General features: G+C 70.0%; 13 protein-coding genes. 10 read left to right on the forward strand and 3 right to left on the reverse strand.

The features are described 5' to 3' along the window. Nucleotides 1–275 precede the first annotated feature (275 nt). The 5 genes from LWJ43_RS10290 to LWJ43_RS10310 all read left to right on the forward strand — a co-directional run bounded on the left by LWJ43_RS10290 (nucleotide 276) and on the right by LWJ43_RS10310 (nucleotide 7,338). Nucleotides 276–962 carry a spermidine synthase family protein gene (locus LWJ43_RS10290; RefSeq protein ID WP_277331985.1) on the forward strand — a complete coding sequence of 229 codons (687 nt, stop codon included), beginning with the start codon at nucleotides 276–278 and terminating at the stop codon, nucleotides 960–962. A 232-nt stretch (nucleotides 963–1,194) separates the two neighbouring features. Beyond that, the gene (locus LWJ43_RS10295; protein ID WP_056794186.1) at nucleotides 1,195–1,932 is read left to right on the forward strand and encodes a response regulator transcription factor; all 738 of its coding nucleotides are present in this window, start codon (nucleotides 1,195–1,197) and stop codon (nucleotides 1,930–1,932) included. Beyond that, the gene (locus LWJ43_RS10300) at nucleotides 1,929–3,005 is read left to right on the forward strand and encodes a HAMP domain-containing sensor histidine kinase (protein WP_277331986.1); all 1,077 of its coding nucleotides are present in this window, start codon (nucleotides 1,929–1,931) and stop codon (nucleotides 3,003–3,005) included. Before LWJ43_RS10295 ends, LWJ43_RS10300 begins: the two co-directional genes overlap by 4 nt. Nucleotides 3,006–3,264: 259 nt before the next feature. After that, nucleotides 3,265–7,068 carry a multifunctional oxoglutarate decarboxylase/oxoglutarate dehydrogenase thiamine pyrophosphate-binding subunit/dihydrolipoyllysine-residue succinyltransferase subunit gene (locus LWJ43_RS10305; RefSeq protein WP_277331987.1) on the forward strand — a complete coding sequence of 1,268 codons (3,804 nt, stop codon included), beginning with the start codon at nucleotides 3,265–3,267 and terminating at the stop codon, nucleotides 7,066–7,068. 90 nt (nucleotides 7,069–7,158) lie between these two features. Then, nucleotides 7,159–7,338, forward strand: a complete 180-nt coding sequence (locus tag LWJ43_RS10310) for a DUF6104 family protein (RefSeq protein WP_014048295.1) — start codon at nucleotides 7,159–7,161, stop codon at nucleotides 7,336–7,338. Between the two features lie 12 nt (nucleotides 7,339–7,350). Here LWJ43_RS10310 and LWJ43_RS10315 read toward each other — a convergent pair whose 3' ends face one another. Then, a complete protein-coding gene (locus LWJ43_RS10315) occupies nucleotides 7,351–8,211 on the reverse strand; it encodes a hypothetical protein (RefSeq protein ID WP_277331988.1) in 861 nt (286 codons plus the stop codon). Between the two features lie 171 nt (nucleotides 8,212–8,382). On the opposite strand from LWJ43_RS10315, the gene LWJ43_RS10320 reads away from it, so the two are divergent. Continuing rightward, nucleotides 8,383–9,240, forward strand: a complete 858-nt coding sequence (locus LWJ43_RS10320) for a DUF4097 family beta strand repeat-containing protein (RefSeq protein ID WP_277331989.1) — start codon at nucleotides 8,383–8,385, stop codon at nucleotides 9,238–9,240. A 1-nt stretch (nucleotide 9,241) separates the two neighbouring features. Beyond that, a complete protein-coding gene (locus LWJ43_RS10325; protein WP_277331990.1) occupies nucleotides 9,242–10,219 on the forward strand; it encodes a PadR family transcriptional regulator in 978 nt (325 codons plus the stop codon). Between the two features lie 260 nt (nucleotides 10,220–10,479). On the opposite strand, the gene LWJ43_RS10330 is transcribed toward LWJ43_RS10325, so the two are convergent. Then, nucleotides 10,480–11,445 (reverse strand): zinc-binding dehydrogenase, encoded by a 966-nt coding sequence (locus LWJ43_RS10330; protein ID WP_277331991.1) that lies wholly within the window; start codon nucleotides 11,443–11,445, stop codon nucleotides 10,480–10,482. A 125-nt stretch (nucleotides 11,446–11,570) separates the two neighbouring features. Then, on the reverse strand, nucleotides 11,571–12,806 hold the full coding sequence (locus LWJ43_RS10335) for an NAD(P)-dependent malic enzyme (protein WP_277331992.1): 1,236 nt from the start codon (nucleotides 12,804–12,806) through the stop codon (nucleotides 11,571–11,573). A gap of 526 nt (nucleotides 12,807–13,332) precedes the next feature. Here LWJ43_RS10335 and LWJ43_RS10340 point away from each other — a divergent pair. The 3 genes from LWJ43_RS10340 to LWJ43_RS10350 are packed head-to-tail and all read left to right on the forward strand — an operon-like array spanning nucleotide 13,333 to nucleotide 16,049. Then, a complete protein-coding gene (locus tag LWJ43_RS10340; protein WP_277331993.1) occupies nucleotides 13,333–14,295 on the forward strand; it encodes an ABC transporter substrate-binding protein in 963 nt (320 codons plus the stop codon). Between the two features lie 27 nt (nucleotides 14,296–14,322). Then, a complete protein-coding gene (locus LWJ43_RS10345; RefSeq protein WP_277331994.1) occupies nucleotides 14,323–15,291 on the forward strand; it encodes an amino acid ABC transporter permease in 969 nt (322 codons plus the stop codon). Then, entirely contained in the window at nucleotides 15,288–16,049 is a 762-nt protein-coding gene (locus tag LWJ43_RS10350; protein WP_277331995.1) for an amino acid ABC transporter ATP-binding protein, read from the forward strand. The genes LWJ43_RS10345 and LWJ43_RS10350 overlap by 4 nt, the downstream gene beginning before the upstream one ends. Nucleotides 16,050–16,132 lie beyond the last annotated feature (83 nt).

The following is a 16,132-nucleotide window of genomic DNA, read 5'->3' on the forward strand; positions in this document are numbered from 1 at the left end:
CGCCTGTTCGCTCTCGGCGATCAGCGCCTGGGGCCACCCTCACCGGCGAGGCCCCTGCCCCTGCCCCTGCCCCTGCCCTCACGGCAGCGTCCGGACGGGCCGGGCCATTCCCCGAGCGTCCGGCCCGGCCCCGGGCTCGCACCGCGGGGCGCCCCGCCCTCAGGGGTGAAACCGGGAAAACCGATGGCCCGAGTGGCCCCGGCAAGAAAAAATGGGGCGGCTCGAGAGAAGCCCGAGAGCCCGCCGCCGCCCGCCGGAGACCGGAGACCGCGCCCATGCCGTCCGCCACAGAAGCCCACCGCCCCGTCGTCCTCGACCGCCGGGAGGGGCCGTTCGGTGAAGTCGTCCTGCGCGAGCGCGGCGACGACTTCGAGATCATCGCCAACGGCTGCTTCCTGATGGACACCTCCGACGGGCGGTCCGAGCGACTGCTGATCGACGCGGCACTCGCCGCCCTGCCCTCCGGCCGACCGGACCCGTCGGTGCTGATCGGCGGCCTCGGCGTCGGATTCTCGCTGGTCCGGGCCGCCGGGGAGCCGCGCTGGGGCCGGATCGCGGTCGTCGAGCGCGAACAGGCCATCGTGGACTGGCACCACGACGGACCGCTCGGCCGGATCTCCGGGGACGCGCTCGCGGACCCCCGGACCGAGGTGCTCAGCACGGACCTCGTGGCCCACCTCAACACGACCACGGAGCGTTACGACGCACTGTGTCTGGACATCGACAACGGCCCCGACTGGACCGTCACGCAGGACAACGGAAGCCTCTACTCGCCGGCCGGTCTCGAGGCCTGCCGGACGCGTCTGACGCCCGGTGGAGTGCTCGCCGTATGGTCCGCCCAGCCGTCCGCCGACTTCGAGGACGCCCTGCGGAATGCCGGATTCCGCGCAGTAAAGACCGAAGAAGTAGCGGTTGCCCGAGGTGTGCCGGACGTGGTCCATCTCGCACTCCGCCAGGAGTGAACCCCCGGCCGGTACCCACACCCCGGTCCCCCCATGGACCGGACGTCACGAGTCCGCCCGCCAACCCCCTTCCCGTGGGTAACACCTTCACGACGGACAACACCCTGCGTAGCCGAGAGGCCTCCTCTGCCTTTACGCTGCTGACCGTCACAAGGGATCACAGACGAAATCCACAAGCGATAACCGTGCCTCCGGAGGAATGGCCTCCGCGAGAACGGGCAGGGGCGGGGCGATGGAACAGACACACACCACCCACAACGGCGTCGCGGCCACCCCGGGGGCTCAGCGCCGGGTGCTGGTGGTTGAGGACGACCCGACGATCGTCGACGCCATTTCCGCCCGGTTGCGGGCCGAGGGCTTCCTGGTGCAGACGGCGCTCGACGGCCCGGCGGCCGTGGACGCGGCCGAGGCCTGGCAGCCCGATCTGATGGTGCTCGACATCATGCTTCCCGGCTTCGACGGCCTGGAGGTCTGCCGCCGCGTGCAGGCACAGCGCCCGGTGCCGGTACTGATGCTCACCGCACGCGACGACGAGACCGACATGCTGGTCGGGCTCGGCGTCGGCGCCGACGACTACATGACCAAGCCGTTCTCCATGCGGGAACTGGCGGCGCGGGTCCACGTCCTCCTGCGCCGGGTCGAGCGGGCCGCGTTGGCCGCGGTGACTCCGCGCAGCGGCATCCTGCGCCTCGGCGAGCTGGAGATCGACCACGCGCAGCGCCGCGTCAGGGTGCGCGCCGACGACGTCCACCTCACCCCGACCGAGTTCGACCTGCTGGTCTGCCTGGCCAACACCCCGCGTGCGGTGCTGTCCCGGGAGCAACTGCTGGCCGAGGTCTGGGACTGGGCGGACGCCTCCGGGACCCGTACGGTCGACAGCCACATCAAGGCCCTGCGCCGGAAGATCGGCGCCGAGCGGATCCGTACCGTGCACGGTGTCGGCTACGCCCTGGAGACCCCCGCGCCATGACGCGGCCCGGCTCCGGACTGCGGCCCTTCTCGATCAAGGCCAAGCTGGGCACGCTCGTGGTGGTCTCCGTCTTCATCACGACCGGGCTCCTCATCGTCGCCTTGCGGACCAGGACCGAATTCCGGTTCATCACGGTCTTCTCGGTGATCGCCACCCTGCTGATCACCCAGTTCGTGGCGCACGGGCTGACCGCGCCGCTGGACGAGATGCGTGCCGTCGCGCGGTCGATCTCGCACGGCGACTACACCAGACGGGTGAGCGGCGCCGGGCGTCGTGACGAGCTCGGCGACCTGGCGCAGACGATCAACCGCATGACGGACGACCTGGAGGCGGAGGACCGGCACCGCAAGGAGCTGGTGGCCAACGTCTCCCATGAGCTGCGCACACCGATCGCGGCGCTCAGAGCCGTCCTGGAGAACGTGGTGGACGGGGTGTCCGCCGCGGATCCGGAGACCATGCGCACGGCGCTGAAACAGACCGAGCGCCTGGGCAGACTGGTGGAGACCCTCCTGGACCTCTCCCGGCTGGACAACGGCGTGCTGGCGATCAAGGCGCGCCGCTTCGAGGTCTGGCCGTACCTGTCGGGTGTGCTGAAGGAGGCGAACCTCGCCGCCGCCCATCGCCGGCTCTCCTCCGGCTCGGGCAACCACTCCCGTACCGACGTCCACCTGCACCTCGACGTGTCGCCGCCCGAGCTGACGGCCCACGCGGACGCGGAACGCCTCCACCAGGTCGTCGCCAACCTGATCGACAACGCCGTGAAGCACAGCCCGCCGCACGGGCGGGTCACGGTGCTGGCGCGGCGCGGGGAGTATCCCGAGTCGCTGGAGCTGGAGGTCATCGACGAGGGCCCCGGCATTCCCGAGGCGGAGCGCCACCGTGTGTTCGAGCGCTTCAACCGCGGCCAGGCTCCGTCCCCGCACGGCCCCGGCAGCGACGGCGGTACGGGACTCGGCCTCGCGATCGCCCGCTGGGCGGTGGATCTGCACGGCGGCCGCATCGGGGTGGCCGAATCCGCCCGTGGATGCCGCATCCAGGTCACCCTTCCGGGTGAAGTGCGGATGCAGGGTTAACCCTGCGTTCGAAGCGGAGGGACCCGTTTCCGCTTCCCGTCGGGGAAGAGATACGGTCCAAGGGGCCGTAGCACCGGCCCCGCGTACCCGAAGTGCAGTGGAACCCTGCTTGTTTCCCGCCATTTCATGCGCCGAAACCCGGCTTTCGATGTGATGTGCACGACGAAGACCGGCCCGGCCTGCACGTAACGGCTCGGGGGGCGTAGCCTTGATTTCCGCTGTCCATCACCTTGTGAAGCGGAAGAGGGCGGTTGCCGCCGTGTCGTCTCAGTCCCCCAGTAACTCGAGCATCTCGACCGATCAGGAAGCGGGCTCCGGGTCCAACCCGGCTGCCGCGTTCGGCCCCAATGAGTGGCTTGTCGACGAGATCTACCAGCAGTACCTCCAGGACCCCAATTCGGTCGACCGCGCCTGGTGGGACTTCTTCGCCGACTACAAGCCGGGTACGTCCGGCACGGCGGACAAGCCCGTCCCCTCACCCGCGGGAGAGGTGACCCCGGCCCCGGCCGCCACCACCGCCACCGTGAACAACGGCACTCCGGCGCAGGCTCCGGCCGCGCCCCCCGCCGCCCCGGCCAAGCCCGCGGCCGCCGCTCCGGCGGCTCCCGCGAAGGCTCCCGCCGCCCCCGCGAAGGCCGCGCCCGCGAAGGCGGCCCCGGCACCCGCGAAGGCGGAAGCCCCGGCCGAGGCCCCCGCGGGCCCGGAGTACGTGACGCTGCGCGGCCCGTCGGCCGCAGTCGCGAAGAACATGAACGCCTCGCTGGAGCTGCCGACGGCCACGTCGGTCCGCGCCGTGCCGGTGAAGCTGCTCTTCGACAACCGCATCGTCATCAACAACCACCTGAAGCGCGCCCGCGGCGGGAAGATCTCCTTCACGCACCTCATCGGGTACGCGATGGTGCAGGCCCTCAAGGCCATGCCGTCGATGAACTACTCCTTCGCGGTGAAGGACGGCAAGCCGACCCTGGTCAAGCCGGAGCACGTCAACCTCGGCCTCGCCATCGACCTGGTGAAGCCGAACGGCGACCGCCAGCTCGTCGTCGCGGCCATCAAGAAGGCCGAGACGCTCAACTTCTTCGAGTTCTGGCAGGCCTACGAGGACATCGTCCGCCGTGCCCGCGTCGGCAAGCTCGGCATGGACGACTTCTCCGGTGTCACCGCCTCGCTGACGAACCCCGGCGGCATCGGCACCGTGCACTCGGTGCCCCGCCTGATGCCCGGACAGGGCCTCATCATGGGCGTCGGCGCGATGGACTACCCGGCCGAGTTCCAGGGCACCTCGCAGGACACCCTGAACAAGCTGGGCATCTCGAAGGTCATGACCCTGACCTCGACGTACGACCACCGGGTCATCCAGGGTGCCGCGTCCGGCGAGTTCCTCCGCGTCCTGGCCCAGCTGCTGCTCGGCGAGAACGACTTCTACGACGAGATCTTCAAGGCGCTGCGCATCCCCTACGAGCCGGTCCGCTGGCTCAAGGACATCGACGCCTCGCACGACGACGACGTCACCAAGGCGGCGCGGGTCTTCGAGCTGATCCACTCCTACCGGGTCCGCGGCCACGTCATGGCCGACACCGACCCGCTGGAGTACCGCCAGCGCAAGCACCCCGACCTGGACATCACCGAGCACGGCCTCACCCTGTGGGACCTGGAGCGCGACTTCGCGGTCGGCGGTTTCGCCGGCAAGACGATGATGAAGCTCCGCGACATCCTCGGCGTCCTGCGTGAGTCGTACTGCCGCACCACCGGCATCGAGTTCATGCACATCCAGGAGCCGAAGGAGCGCAAGTGGCTCCAGGACCGGGTGGAGCGCCCGCGCCCGGCCCCGGAGCGCGAGGAGCAGCTGCGGATCCTGCGCCGCCTCAACGCCGCCGAGGCGTTCGAGACGTTCCTGCAGACCAAGTACGTCGGCCAGAAGCGCTTCTCGCTGGAGGGCGGCGAGTCCGTCATCCCGCTGCTCGACGCGGTCATCGACTCCGCCGCCGAGGCCCGCCTCGACGAGGTCGTCATCGGCATGGCCCACCGCGGCAGGCTGAACGTCCTGGCGAACATCGTCGGCAAGTCGTACGCGCAGATCTTCCGGGAGTTCGAGGGCAACCTCGACCCGCGGTCGATGCACGGCTCCGGCGACGTCAAGTACCACCTGGGCGCCGAGGGCACCTTCACCGGTCTGGACGGCGAGCAGATCAAGGTCTCGCTGGCCGCCAACCCCTCGCACCTGGAGGCCGTCGACCCGGTCCTCGAGGGCATCGCGCGCGCCAAGCAGGACATCATCAACAAGGGCGGCACGGACTTCACGGTCCTGCCCGTCGCGCTCCACGGCGACGCGGCCTTCGCGGGCCAGGGCGTCGTCGCTGAGACGCTCAACATGTCGCAGCTGCGCGGCTACCGCACCGGCGGCACCGTGCACGTGGTGATCAACAACCAGGTCGGCTTCACCGCCGCCCCGGAGTCCTCGCGCTCCTCGATGTACGCCACGGACGTGGCGCGCATGATCGAGGCGCCGATCATCCACGTCAACGGCGACGACCCGGAGGCCGTGGTCCGCGTCGCGCGGCTCGCCTTCGAGTACCGGCAGACGTTCAACAAGGACGTCGTGATCGACCTCATCTGCTACCGCCGCCGCGGTCACAACGAGGGCGACAACCCGGAGTTCACCAACCCGCAGATGTACACCCTGATCGACAAGAAGCGCTCGGTGCGCAAGCTCTACACCGAGTCCCTCATCGGTCGCGGCGACATCACGCTGGAAGAGGCCGAGCAGGCCCTCCAGGACTTCCAGGGCCAGCTGGAGAAGGTCTTCGCGGAGGTCCGCGAGGCCACCTCGGCGCCGTCCCAGCCGCATGTCCCGGACGTCCAGGCGGAGTTCCCGGTCACCGTGAACACCGCGGTCTCCTCGGAGGTCGTCAAGCTGATCGCCGAGTCGCAGGTCAACATCCCCGACGGCATCACGGTCCACCCGCGTCTGCTCCCGCAGATGCAGCGCCGCGCCGCCTCCGTGGAGAACGGCACGATCGACTGGGGCATGGGCGAGACCCTCGCCATCGGTTCGCTGCTGATGGAGGGCACCCCGGTCCGGCTCGCCGGCCAGGACACCCGCCGCGGCACGTTCGGCCAGCGTCACGCCGTCCTCGTCGACCAGAAGACCGGCGAGGACTACACCCCGCTGCTCTACCTCTCCGACGACCAGGCCCGCTACAACGTCTACGACTCGCTGCTCAGCGAGTACGCGGCGATGGGCTTCGAGTACGGCTACTCGCTGGCCCGCCCGGAGTCCCTGGTGATCTGGGAGGCCCAGTTCGGTGACTTCGTCAACGGCGCCCAGACCGTCGTCGACGAGTTCATCTCCTCGGCCGAGCAGAAGTGGGGCCAGACGTCCGGCGTCACCCTGCTGCTCCCGCACGGCTACGAGGGCCAGGGCCCGGACCACTCGTCCGCCCGCCCGGAGCGTTTCCTGCAGATGTGCGCGCAGGACAACATGACGGTCGCGATGCCGACCCTCCCGTCGAACTACTTCCACCTTCTGCGCTGGCAGGTGCACAACCCGCACCACAAGCCGCTGATCGTCTTCACCCCGAAGTCGATGCTCCGTCTCAAGGCGGCCGCATCCTCGGTGGAGGAGTTCACCACCGGCGGCTTCCGCCCGGTGATCGGCGACGAGTCGGTCAAGGCCGAGGCGGTCCGCAAGGTCGTCTTCGTGTCCGGCAAGCTCTACTACGACCTGGACGCCGAGCGCGAGAAGCGCGGCGACACGGAGACGGCGATCATCCGTCTGGAGCGTCTGTACCCGCTGCCGGGTGCGGAGATCCAGGCCGAGATCGCCAAGTACCCGAACGCCGAGAAGTACCTCTGGGCCCAGGAGGAGCCGGCGAACCAGGGTGCGTGGCCGTTCATCGCGCTCAACCTGATCGACCATCTGGACCTGGCCGTCGGCGCCGACGTCCCGCACGGTGAGCGCCTGCGCCGCATCTCGCGTCCGCACGGCTCGTCCCCGGCGGTCGGCTCGGCCAAGCGCCACCAGGCCGAGCAGGCTCAGCTGGTCGCCGAGGTCTTCGAGGCCTGATCAGCGGCTGTACGTCACCGGAGGGCCCGGCCCCGCGAGATCTTCGCGGGGCCGGGCCCTCCGGCTTTCCGGGCTCGTTATTCTGGTCGTATGTACTTCACGGACCGTGGCATCGAGGAACTGGAGAAGCGGCGCGGCGAGGAGGAGGTCACCTTCGAGTGGCTCGCCGAGCAGCTCCGTACGTTCGTCGACCTCAACCCCGACTTCGAGGTCCCCGTCGAGCGCCTCGCGACGTGGCTGGCCCGGCTGGACGACGACGAGGACGAGTAGGCCACCGGCGGGTCACCGCCCGGGGACGCCTCCGCCCGCGCCCCTGACACGGTTGTACGCGAGCCCCAGCAGTCCCTGCACGAGGAGGACCAGGCCCGCGGCGATCCAGCCGCCGCTGCGCCGTCGGGCACCCCACACGGTCAGCGGAAGTCCCGCGGCGACCTGCGCGGTCGCCACCGCGCGGGCCTTCGGTCCCAGCATCCAGGGGCCGAGGCTGCCGCTCTCCACGGCGTCGAGCTCCACGCGCACGGCGTCCCGCCAGCCGCCCCAGCGGATCTGTTCGGCCTGCGGGAGGACGCCGGCCACCGAGCGGAGCCGGTCGGCCGGTTCGCCGGGCGTGAGCCCGGTCGGCAGGCCCACCCCGGTACGGCCGAGCACGGCCAGCAGGCCACGCAGCCGCGTGTCGGCGTCGGCCTCCGGGTCACCGCGGGTGAGCCCTTCGAGCACCTGGACGTCGAGGACCGGGTCGAGGCCCAGCCGGGTGGCGAACGTCCGCATGGCCTCGTCCTCGCCCACCGGGGTGCCGTCGGCCAGCCAGACGTACCCGACCGGGCGCCGGAACCCTGCGGCCAGGGTGAAGCCCGCGCGGTCGCCGTCCCACCAGAGGGCGAGCACCGGCCAGGTGGAACCCACCGCGAGCGCGGTGGCCCATCCGCCGACGACCCGGTCGACAGGCTCTGTTCCCCCGTCGGCCGGAGTGCCGGCCGCCGACGGGCCGTGCGTGCGCCAGGGCTTCCCCTCGGGGACGAGCACGCTCCAGCCGTCCCCGGCGGGCACGAGCGTCATGCCCTCCTGAAGGAGGTGGGCCACGGGCCGTACGGTCTCGGGGTCGGCCCGGCACAGCAGCAGGGCGCCCACGGATGTCGCGGTCATGCTCCACACGCTAGGGCAATTCGCCCACATATGGACCATGTGAGGCATCGAGCCTCCCTCGTCGCGAGCATCCATTCGACTCCCCCCTTGACTTCCCCCCATCCGCGATATATCGTGTTGTCGAGAAGACGCGATATGTTGCGTCATGCCGTCCAGCGGGAGGTCAGATCCATGCCCGAGTCGACGTGGACCGTCACCGAGCCCCGGAAGCTCACGTTCGACGAACCCGTGACGGCGCTCAAGGTGCGCATCGTCGACGGAGCGGTCAATGTCGTCGGGACGGACGAATCCGCCGCACGGCTGGAGGTCTCCGCGACCGACGGGCCACCACTGATCGTGACCCTGGCGGACGGCACGCTCACCGTCGCCTACGAGGACCTGCCGTGGCAGGGCCTCCTCACCTGGCTGGACCGCCGGAGCCCGCGCCGCAGCGCTTCCGTCACGCTCGTCGTGCCGGCCGGGGCGTCGGTGGAGGCCGGCGTGATCGGCGCCGAGGCGGTCGTGTCCGGCATCCGGGGACGCACGGAGCTGCGCGGCATCTCCGGTGACAGCACCCTGGTGGGTCTCTCCGGTGTCGTCCGGGCGGAGACGGTGTCCGGCAGCCTGGAGGCCCAGGCCGTCACCGGCGACCTCCGCTTCCAGTCCGTCTCGGGTGATCTGACGGTCGTCGAGGGTGCCGGCACCTCGGTCCGGGCGGAGTCCGTGACCGGGCACATGGTGCTCGACCTCGACACCTCGCCCGAGCCGACGGACATCCGGCTGACCTCGGTGTCCGGCGAGATCGCCATCCGCCTGCCGCACCCCGCGGACGCGAAGGTGGAGGCGAACACCGCCGGCGGCACCGTCTCCAACGCCTTCGAGGACCTGCGGGTGGGCGGCCAGTGGGGCGCGAAGAAGATCACCGGCACACTCGGCGCGGGCACGGGGAAGCTGAAGGCGACCACCGTCTCGGGTTCGATCGCCCTGTTGCGCCGGCCGGCCGTACAGGACCCCGCGCATGATGCCGAGCCGACCGGAAAGGTGCTCTGACATGGCCCCCGTATTCGCCCACGGCCGTTTGCGCCTCTATCTCCTCAAGCTCCTGGACGAGGCCCCTCGCCACGGCTACGAGGTGATCCGTCTCCTCGAGGAGCGCTTCCAGGGGCTGTACGCACCGTCGGCGGGCACCGTGTACCCACGCCTGGCCAAGCTGGAGGCCGAAGGCCTGGTCACCCATGCCACCGAGGGCGGCCGCAAGGTCTACTCCATCACCGACGCCGGCCGGGCCGAGCTGGCGGGCCGGGGCGGCGAACTGGCCGATCTGGAGCTGGAGATCCGCGAGTCGGTCTCCGAGCTGGCCGCCGAGATCCGCGACGACGTACGGGGCGCGGCCGGCCAGCTGCGCAGCGAGATGCGCGCTGCGGCCTCCGAGTCACGGCAGGCCTCCGGCGGGGGCCGGAGCGGCTGGGACCCCGGCTTCGGCGAGAAGGAGGCCTGGCGCGTGGCGAAGGAGGAGCTGCGCAAGGCGAAGCAGGAGTGGAAGGAACAGGCCCGCAGGGCGAAGGACGAGTCCCGCAAGGCCCGCGAGGACGCGGAGCAGGCCCGCCGTCAGGCCGAGGAGGCGCACGAGAAGGCGCGGGAGCAGGTGCAGAACGCCGCACGCCAGGTCCAGGAGCACTTCGCGCGGGGTGACTGGCCGGCGGGCGTTCGGGACGGCCTGGCCGAGATCACCGGCCAGCTCGGTGGCTTCGCCAGGACGGGCACCTGGCCCTCGTACAGCCGCCCGGCACCCGAGGAGCCGGACATCGAGTGGGCCGCCGACACCGCGCCCACCGGCGATCCGGCCCGCGACCTGGACCGCCTGCTCGACCGCTTCCGCGACGACATCCGTGACGCGGCCCGGGACCGCGGTGTCACGGGGGCGCAGCTCTCGGAGGCCCGAGGTCATCTGGCGACCGCCGCGACACACATCGACTCGCTGTTGCGGGGCACGGCCGACGAGGCGAAGGGCGCCAAGGGCGCGTCCTGATCTCCGTCCGCCGCACCGAGCCGTGGGTCCACGGCGCGGTGCGGCGGACGGCCGGTCAGCTCGCCCGGCGGCTCTCCCCGCCGTCTCCGTACAGCGCCCGCTCCACCGCCGCGTAGGTCGCCCCGTTCTCGGCGAGGCGCGCCGGCCGGACCACCGGCGGCGGTCGACGAGCCCGAGAGCGGCGAGGGGGAAGAGACGCCAGAGCCGCAGCGACGGGCCCGTCCGGTGTCAGCTGTTCCACCGCGCCCTCATGAGCGTCCTCACGAGGTGGTGAGGACGATCTTCCCGAAGAGGTCACCGGCGGCCAGCCGTTCGAAGCCCTCGCGGGCCCGGTCCAGCGGGAGCGTGCCGTCGATGACCGGCCGCACCCCGGTGGTCGCGCAGAAGGACAGCAGGTCCTCCAGCTCGTCCTTGGAGCCCATGGTGGAGCCGACGACCTTGAGTTCGAGGAAGAAGATCCGGGTCAGCTCGGCGTGCGAGGGCCGGTCACCGCTGGTGGCACCCGAGATGACCAGGGTGCCACCGGGCCGCAGCGACTTGACCGAGTGGGACCAGGTCGCCGCCCCGACGGTCTCGATGACGGCGTCGACGCGCTCGGGCAGCCGGGCACCCGGCTCGTAGGCCTCGATGGCCCCCAGTTCGACGGCCCGCCCGCGCTTCGCCTCGTCACGGCTGGTGGCGAACATCCGGAGTCCGGCGGCCTTTCCGAGCACGATCGCGGCGGTGGCGACACCCCCGCCCGCACCCTGCACCAGGACGGAGTCACCCGGCCGGACACCGGCGTTGGTGAAGAGCATCCGGTAGGCCGTCAGCCAGGCGGTCGGCAGGCAGGCGGCCTCCTCGAAGGTCAGCTCCTTCGGCTTGGGCAGCACGTTCCAGCTGGGGACGGTGACCTGTTCGGCGAACGTGCCCTGGTAGCGCTCGGTGAGGATGGAGCGCGGCTCGTCCGGCCCGACACCGTGGCCCGTCTGGCCGATGACGGAGTGCAGGACCACCTCGTTGCCGTCCTCGTCGATGCCGGCGGCGTCGCAGCCGAGGATCATGGGCAGCTTGTCCTCGGCGAGGCCCACACCCCGCAGGGACCAGAGGTCGTGATGGTTGAGCGACGCGGCCTTGACCCGGACGGTGGTCCACCCGGACCTCGCCTCCGGGGCGGGGCGTTCACCCAGCTCGAGTCCGTCGAGGGGGCGGTCACGGTCGATGCGGGCTGCGTAGGCGGCGAACATGGCCATGACGATAAGCCGTGACACCCCGTGACGTAACCGTTCGCAGGTGTGACACACGCCCCAGTCCAGGAGTGCCGGAGGCGGGGCCGGGCGGCGTACGCCGCCCGGCCCCGCCCCGTCCCGCGTCAGCGCCGCGCGACGCCCTCGGCGCGCGCGGCCGCGGCCACCGCCGCGGTGACGGCGGGCGCGACCCGCTCGTCGAACGGCGACGGGATGACGTACTCCGCCGCCAGCTCGTCGCCGACGACGTCCGCCAGCGCGTTCGCCGCGGCGATCTTCATGCCTTCGGTGATCCGGGAGGCCCGCACCTGCAGCGCGCCCGCGAAGATGCCGGGGAACGCCAGCACGTTGTTGATCTGGTTCGGGTAGTCCGACCGACCGGTCGCCACCACGGCCGCGTACTTGTGCGCGACATCGGGGTGGACCTCGGGGTTCGGGTTGGCCATGGCGAACACGAACGCGCCGGGGGCCATCGAGGCGACCGCCGGCTCGGGGACGGTGCCGCCGGAGACGCCGATGAAGACGTCGGCGCCGGCCAGGGCCGTCTCCAGGGAGCCGGTGATACCCGCCCGGTTGGTGATCTCCGCCAGCTCGCGCTTGACGTCCGTGAGGTCGTCGCGGTCGCCGCTGACGATGCCCTTCCGGTCGGCGACGGCGACGTCACCGATGCCGGCCTCCAGGAGGAACTTCGCGATGGCCACGCCCGCCGCGCCCGCGCCGGAGATGACGGCGCGCAGATCGCCGAGCGTACGGCCGGACAGCTTCGCCGCGTTGCGCAGGGCCGCGAGGGTCACCACCGCGGTGCCGTGCTGGTCGTCGTGGAAGACCGGAATGTCGAGGCGTTCCTGGAGCTTGCGCTCGATCTCGAAGCACCGGGGCGCCGAGATGTCCTCCAGATTCACCCCGCCGAAGGAGGGCGCGAGGCGGACGACGGTGTCGACGATCTCGTCCGCGTCGGTCGTGGCGAGCGCGATCGGCACCGCGTCGACCCCGCCGAACTGCTTGAAGAGGATCGCCTTGCCCTCCATCACGGGGAGGGACGCCTCGGGACCGATGTCCCCGAGGCCGAGGACGGCGGTGCCGTCCGTGACGACGGCCACGACCTGCGACTTCCAGGTGTAGTCGTGGACGAGTTCGGGATTCTCGGCGATGGCGCTGCACACCTTGGCCACGCCGGGCGTGTACGCGAGGGACAGGTCGTCCTTGTCGCGGATCGGAACGGTGGCCTGCACGGCCATCTTCCCCCCGCGGTGGAGGGCGAAGGCCGGATCGAAGAGCTCGTCCGCGCCGCTGAGTCCTGCCGCACCGGCCGCGCCGTGCGTCGTGCTGTCGCTGCGAGGATTGACGATCTCCGCTGCCATTGTGTTGACCCCTTAAGTCTTCATCATTTGAGGGTGGCCACTCCTGGTTGAGGAGGGGTGGGCGGGCACCGCGTACGTTCCCGGCACTGAGCGGTTGGACCGCTCCGGCAGGGGAGGCACATACGCGCGGGCGCGCCGCACACGCGCCCTGAGCCCCGGATGAGGGGTGTAAAGGTCTTTCTTACCGGACGGACCGGGCCTCTCACGAGTCGGTATCGACTCGGTGAGATGACTCATAGCCGAATATCTGGACAAGTCCACTAAGGGCTACAAAGGCCGTCCGTAGGTCGAGACGCACCGGAGATTCTCCGGAAGGGCGTGCTCTTTCCAGCAGATGGTCCGGCCTTGCCGTATCGGCCCGTTGAGGTTCGGGGGTCGCCCGTTACCCGATTTTGACATGCCTGGCCCCCTGATCGGGTGAGTCCGAATGGCAAGATGCCCTAATCACACAAGGTGTCGTCACTCGAAGGTGCGTGCGCACCCACCTGACAAGGCAGCATTCCCTCACCGCCGGAGGATTCCGATCATGACCGCAAGCACCCTCTGTCGTACGACCGCGAAGTCCCGGATTGCCGCGGTCTGCGCAGTCGCGGTCGCCGGCACACTGCTGCTGACCGCCTGTGGCGACCAGACCGACAGCGGTTCGAAGGAGACCGGTAGCGACACCGCGGCCGGGAACAGCGCCCCGCTCTTCGACAAGCTGCCGGAGAAGTACCAGAAGTCCGGTGTCATCAAGGTCGGCACGAACGCCGAGTACGCGCCGATGGAGTCCGTGGAGAACGGCAAGATCGTCGGTGTCGACCCCGATCTGGCCGAGGCGATCGGCAAGCAGCTGGGCGTGAAGTTCGAGTTCACCTCCGGCTCCTTCGACGGCCTGATCACCGCCCTCAACACCGGCCGCCACGACATCGCCATGTCGTCCATCACGGACAACAAGCAGCGCCAGGAGGGCCTGGACGACAGCGGCAAGAAGCTCGGCAAGGGCGTCGACTTCGTCGACTACTTCCTGGCCGGTACCGCCGTCTACACCAAGAAGGGCAACCCCGAGGGCATCAAGTCCATCGAGGACCTGTGCGGCAAGGGCGCGGCGGTCCAGCGCGGCACCACGTACGAGAAGGCCCTGGAGAAGCAGTCGAAGGCCTGCACGGACGGCGGCAAGAAGGCCGTGGACATCCAGTCCTTCGAGAACGACACCGAGGCCCAGACCCGTGTGAAGTCGGGCGGTGCCGTCGCCGGCGTCAACGACTACCCGGTCGCCCTCGACCTGGCCCGCAAGGCCAACGGCGGCAAGGACTTCGAGGTCGTCGGCGAGCAGGTCGACGCCGGCCCCTTCGGTATCGCCGTGAACAAGGACAACACCGAACTGCGTGACGTCCTCAAGGAAGCCGTGGACGCCATCATCGCCGACGGTTCCTACCAGAAGGTCCTCGACAAGTGGGGTGCCGGCACCGGCGCGATCGACAAGGCCGCCATCAACGGCGGCAAGTGACCGGCGCACCACCGAAGGGCAGTCACCGTGACTGACAAGTTCGACAAGGTGCCCGGCGGCCCATCGGTCGCCGACGCACCCGTCTCCAAGGCCACCACCGTCGCACCGGAGACCATCAAGGCCATCCCCGTCCGGCACGTCGGCCGCTGGATCAGCGGCGTGGTCGTGCTCGCGCTGCTGGCGGCCCTGGTCTACGCCTTCTCCCAGGGCAACATCCAGTGGCAGGCGGTCCAGGACAAGCTGTTCGACGACACCGTCATGGCGGGGGCCGGCCGCACGCTGTTGATCAGTGTGCTCGCCATGGCCCTCGGTGTGGTCCTGGGTGTGGTGCTCGCCGTCATGCGGCTCTCCAGGAACCCCGTGACCAGCTGGGTGGCGTGGCTGTACATCTGGTTCTTCCGCGGCACTCCGGTCTACGTGCAGCTGCTGCTCTGGTTCAACCTGGCCCTGATCTTCCCGGTCCTCAACATCCCGTTCATCTACAAGGACGAGATGACCGACGTGATGACGCCGTTCATGTGCGCCCTGCTGGGGCTGGCCCTCAACGAGGCCGCGTACATGGCGGAGATCGTCCGGGCGGGCATCCAGTCGGTGGACGAGGGCCAGACCGAGGCCTCGCACGCGCTCGGCATGACGCAGGCCAGAACGATGCGCCGTGTGGTGCTCCCGCAGGCCCTGCGGGTGATCATCCCGCCGACCGGCAACGAGTTCATCAACATGTTGAAGACCTCGTCCCTGGTCTACGCGGTCACCTACAACGAGCTGCTGCGTTCCACGTCGCAGATCGGCTCGACCAGTTACGCGGTGATGGAGATGCTCTTCGTCGCCTCGATCTGGTACATCGTGATGACCAGCGTGTTCAGCGTCGGTCAGTTCTACCTGGAGCGGCGATACGCCCGGGGCACCCTGCGCAGCCTGCCGCTCACCCCGTGGCAGCGTGTCAGGGTCAACCTCGCCTCCTTCAGCAACCGTCCTTCGGGGGGTGTCTCCGCATGACCGCCATGGTGAAGGCCGAGGGCGTCCACAAGTCCTTCGGCCCCGCGCACATCCTCAAAGGCATCGACCTGGAGGTCGCCCCGCGTGAGGTGTTCTGCCTGATCGGCCCGTCCGGTTCCGGCAAGTCGACGTTCCTGCGGTGCATCAACCACCTGGAGCAGATCAACGCCGGGCGGCTGTACGTCGACGGCGACCTGGTCGGCTACCGCCAGAAGGGCGACAAGCTCTACGAGCTCAAGGACAGCGAGGTCGCTCTCCAGCGCCGGGACATCGGCATGGTCTTCCAGCGCTTCAACCTGTTCCCGCACATGACGGCCCTCGAGAACGTCATGGAGGCCCCGATCCAGGTCAAGGGCGAGGCCAGGGCCGTGGCCAGGGCTCGCGCGGAACGGCTGCTGGACCGGGTCGGGCTGTCCGACAAGGCGAGGAACTACCCCTCCCAGCTCTCCGGCGGTCAGCAGCAGCGCGTGGCGATCGCCCGCGCCCTCGCCATGGAACCGAAGCTGATGCTCTTCGACGAGCCGACGTCGGCTCTCGACCCGGAGCTGGTCGGCGACGTCCTGGACGTCATGCGCGGCCTCGCGGAGGAGGGCATGACGATGATCGTGGTCACCCACGAGATGGGCTTCGCCCGTGAGGTCGGGGACGCGCTGGTCTTCATGGACGACGGCGTGGTGGTCGAGTCGGGCCATCCGCGCGACGTCCTGACGAACCCGCAGCACGACCGGACGAAGTCCTTCCTGTCGAAGGTGCTGTAGCACCCCCGCGACGACGAGGAGGGCGGTACGGACCTGGTCCGTACCGCCCTCCTCGTCGCTTCCCCGCTGCTCGGTCCTCGTAC

It is taken from the genome of Streptomyces sp. JH34 (genome assembly GCF_029428875.1).
Lineage (GTDB): Bacteria > Actinomycetota > Actinomycetes > Streptomycetales > Streptomycetaceae > Streptomyces.

Coding starts and splice junctions, on each gene's coding strand:
- LWJ43_RS10290 (WP_277331985.1), top strand. CDS start 276: ATGCCGTCCGCCACAGAAGCCCACCGCCCCGTCGTCCTCGACCGCCGG.
- LWJ43_RS10295 (WP_056794186.1), top strand. CDS start 1,195: ATGGAACAGACACACACCACCCACAACGGCGTCGCGGCCACCCCGGGG.
- LWJ43_RS10300 (WP_277331986.1), top strand. CDS start 1,929: ATGACGCGGCCCGGCTCCGGACTGCGGCCCTTCTCGATCAAGGCCAAG.
- LWJ43_RS10310 (WP_014048295.1), top strand. CDS start 7,159: ATGTACTTCACGGACCGTGGCATCGAGGAACTGGAGAAGCGGCGCGGC.
- LWJ43_RS10315 (WP_277331988.1), bottom strand. CDS start 8,211: ATGACCGCGACATCCGTGGGCGCCCTGCTGCTGTGCCGGGCCGACCCC.
- LWJ43_RS10320 (WP_277331989.1), top strand. CDS start 8,383: ATGCCCGAGTCGACGTGGACCGTCACCGAGCCCCGGAAGCTCACGTTC.
- LWJ43_RS10325 (WP_277331990.1), top strand. CDS start 9,242: ATGGCCCCCGTATTCGCCCACGGCCGTTTGCGCCTCTATCTCCTCAAG.
- LWJ43_RS10330 (WP_277331991.1), bottom strand. CDS start 11,445: ATGTTCGCCGCCTACGCAGCCCGCATCGACCGTGACCGCCCCCTCGAC.
- LWJ43_RS10335 (WP_277331992.1), bottom strand. CDS start 12,806: ATGGCAGCGGAGATCGTCAATCCTCGCAGCGACAGCACGACGCACGGC.
- LWJ43_RS10340 (WP_277331993.1), top strand. CDS start 13,333: ATGACCGCAAGCACCCTCTGTCGTACGACCGCGAAGTCCCGGATTGCC.
- LWJ43_RS10350 (WP_277331995.1), top strand. CDS start 15,288: ATGACCGCCATGGTGAAGGCCGAGGGCGTCCACAAGTCCTTCGGCCCC.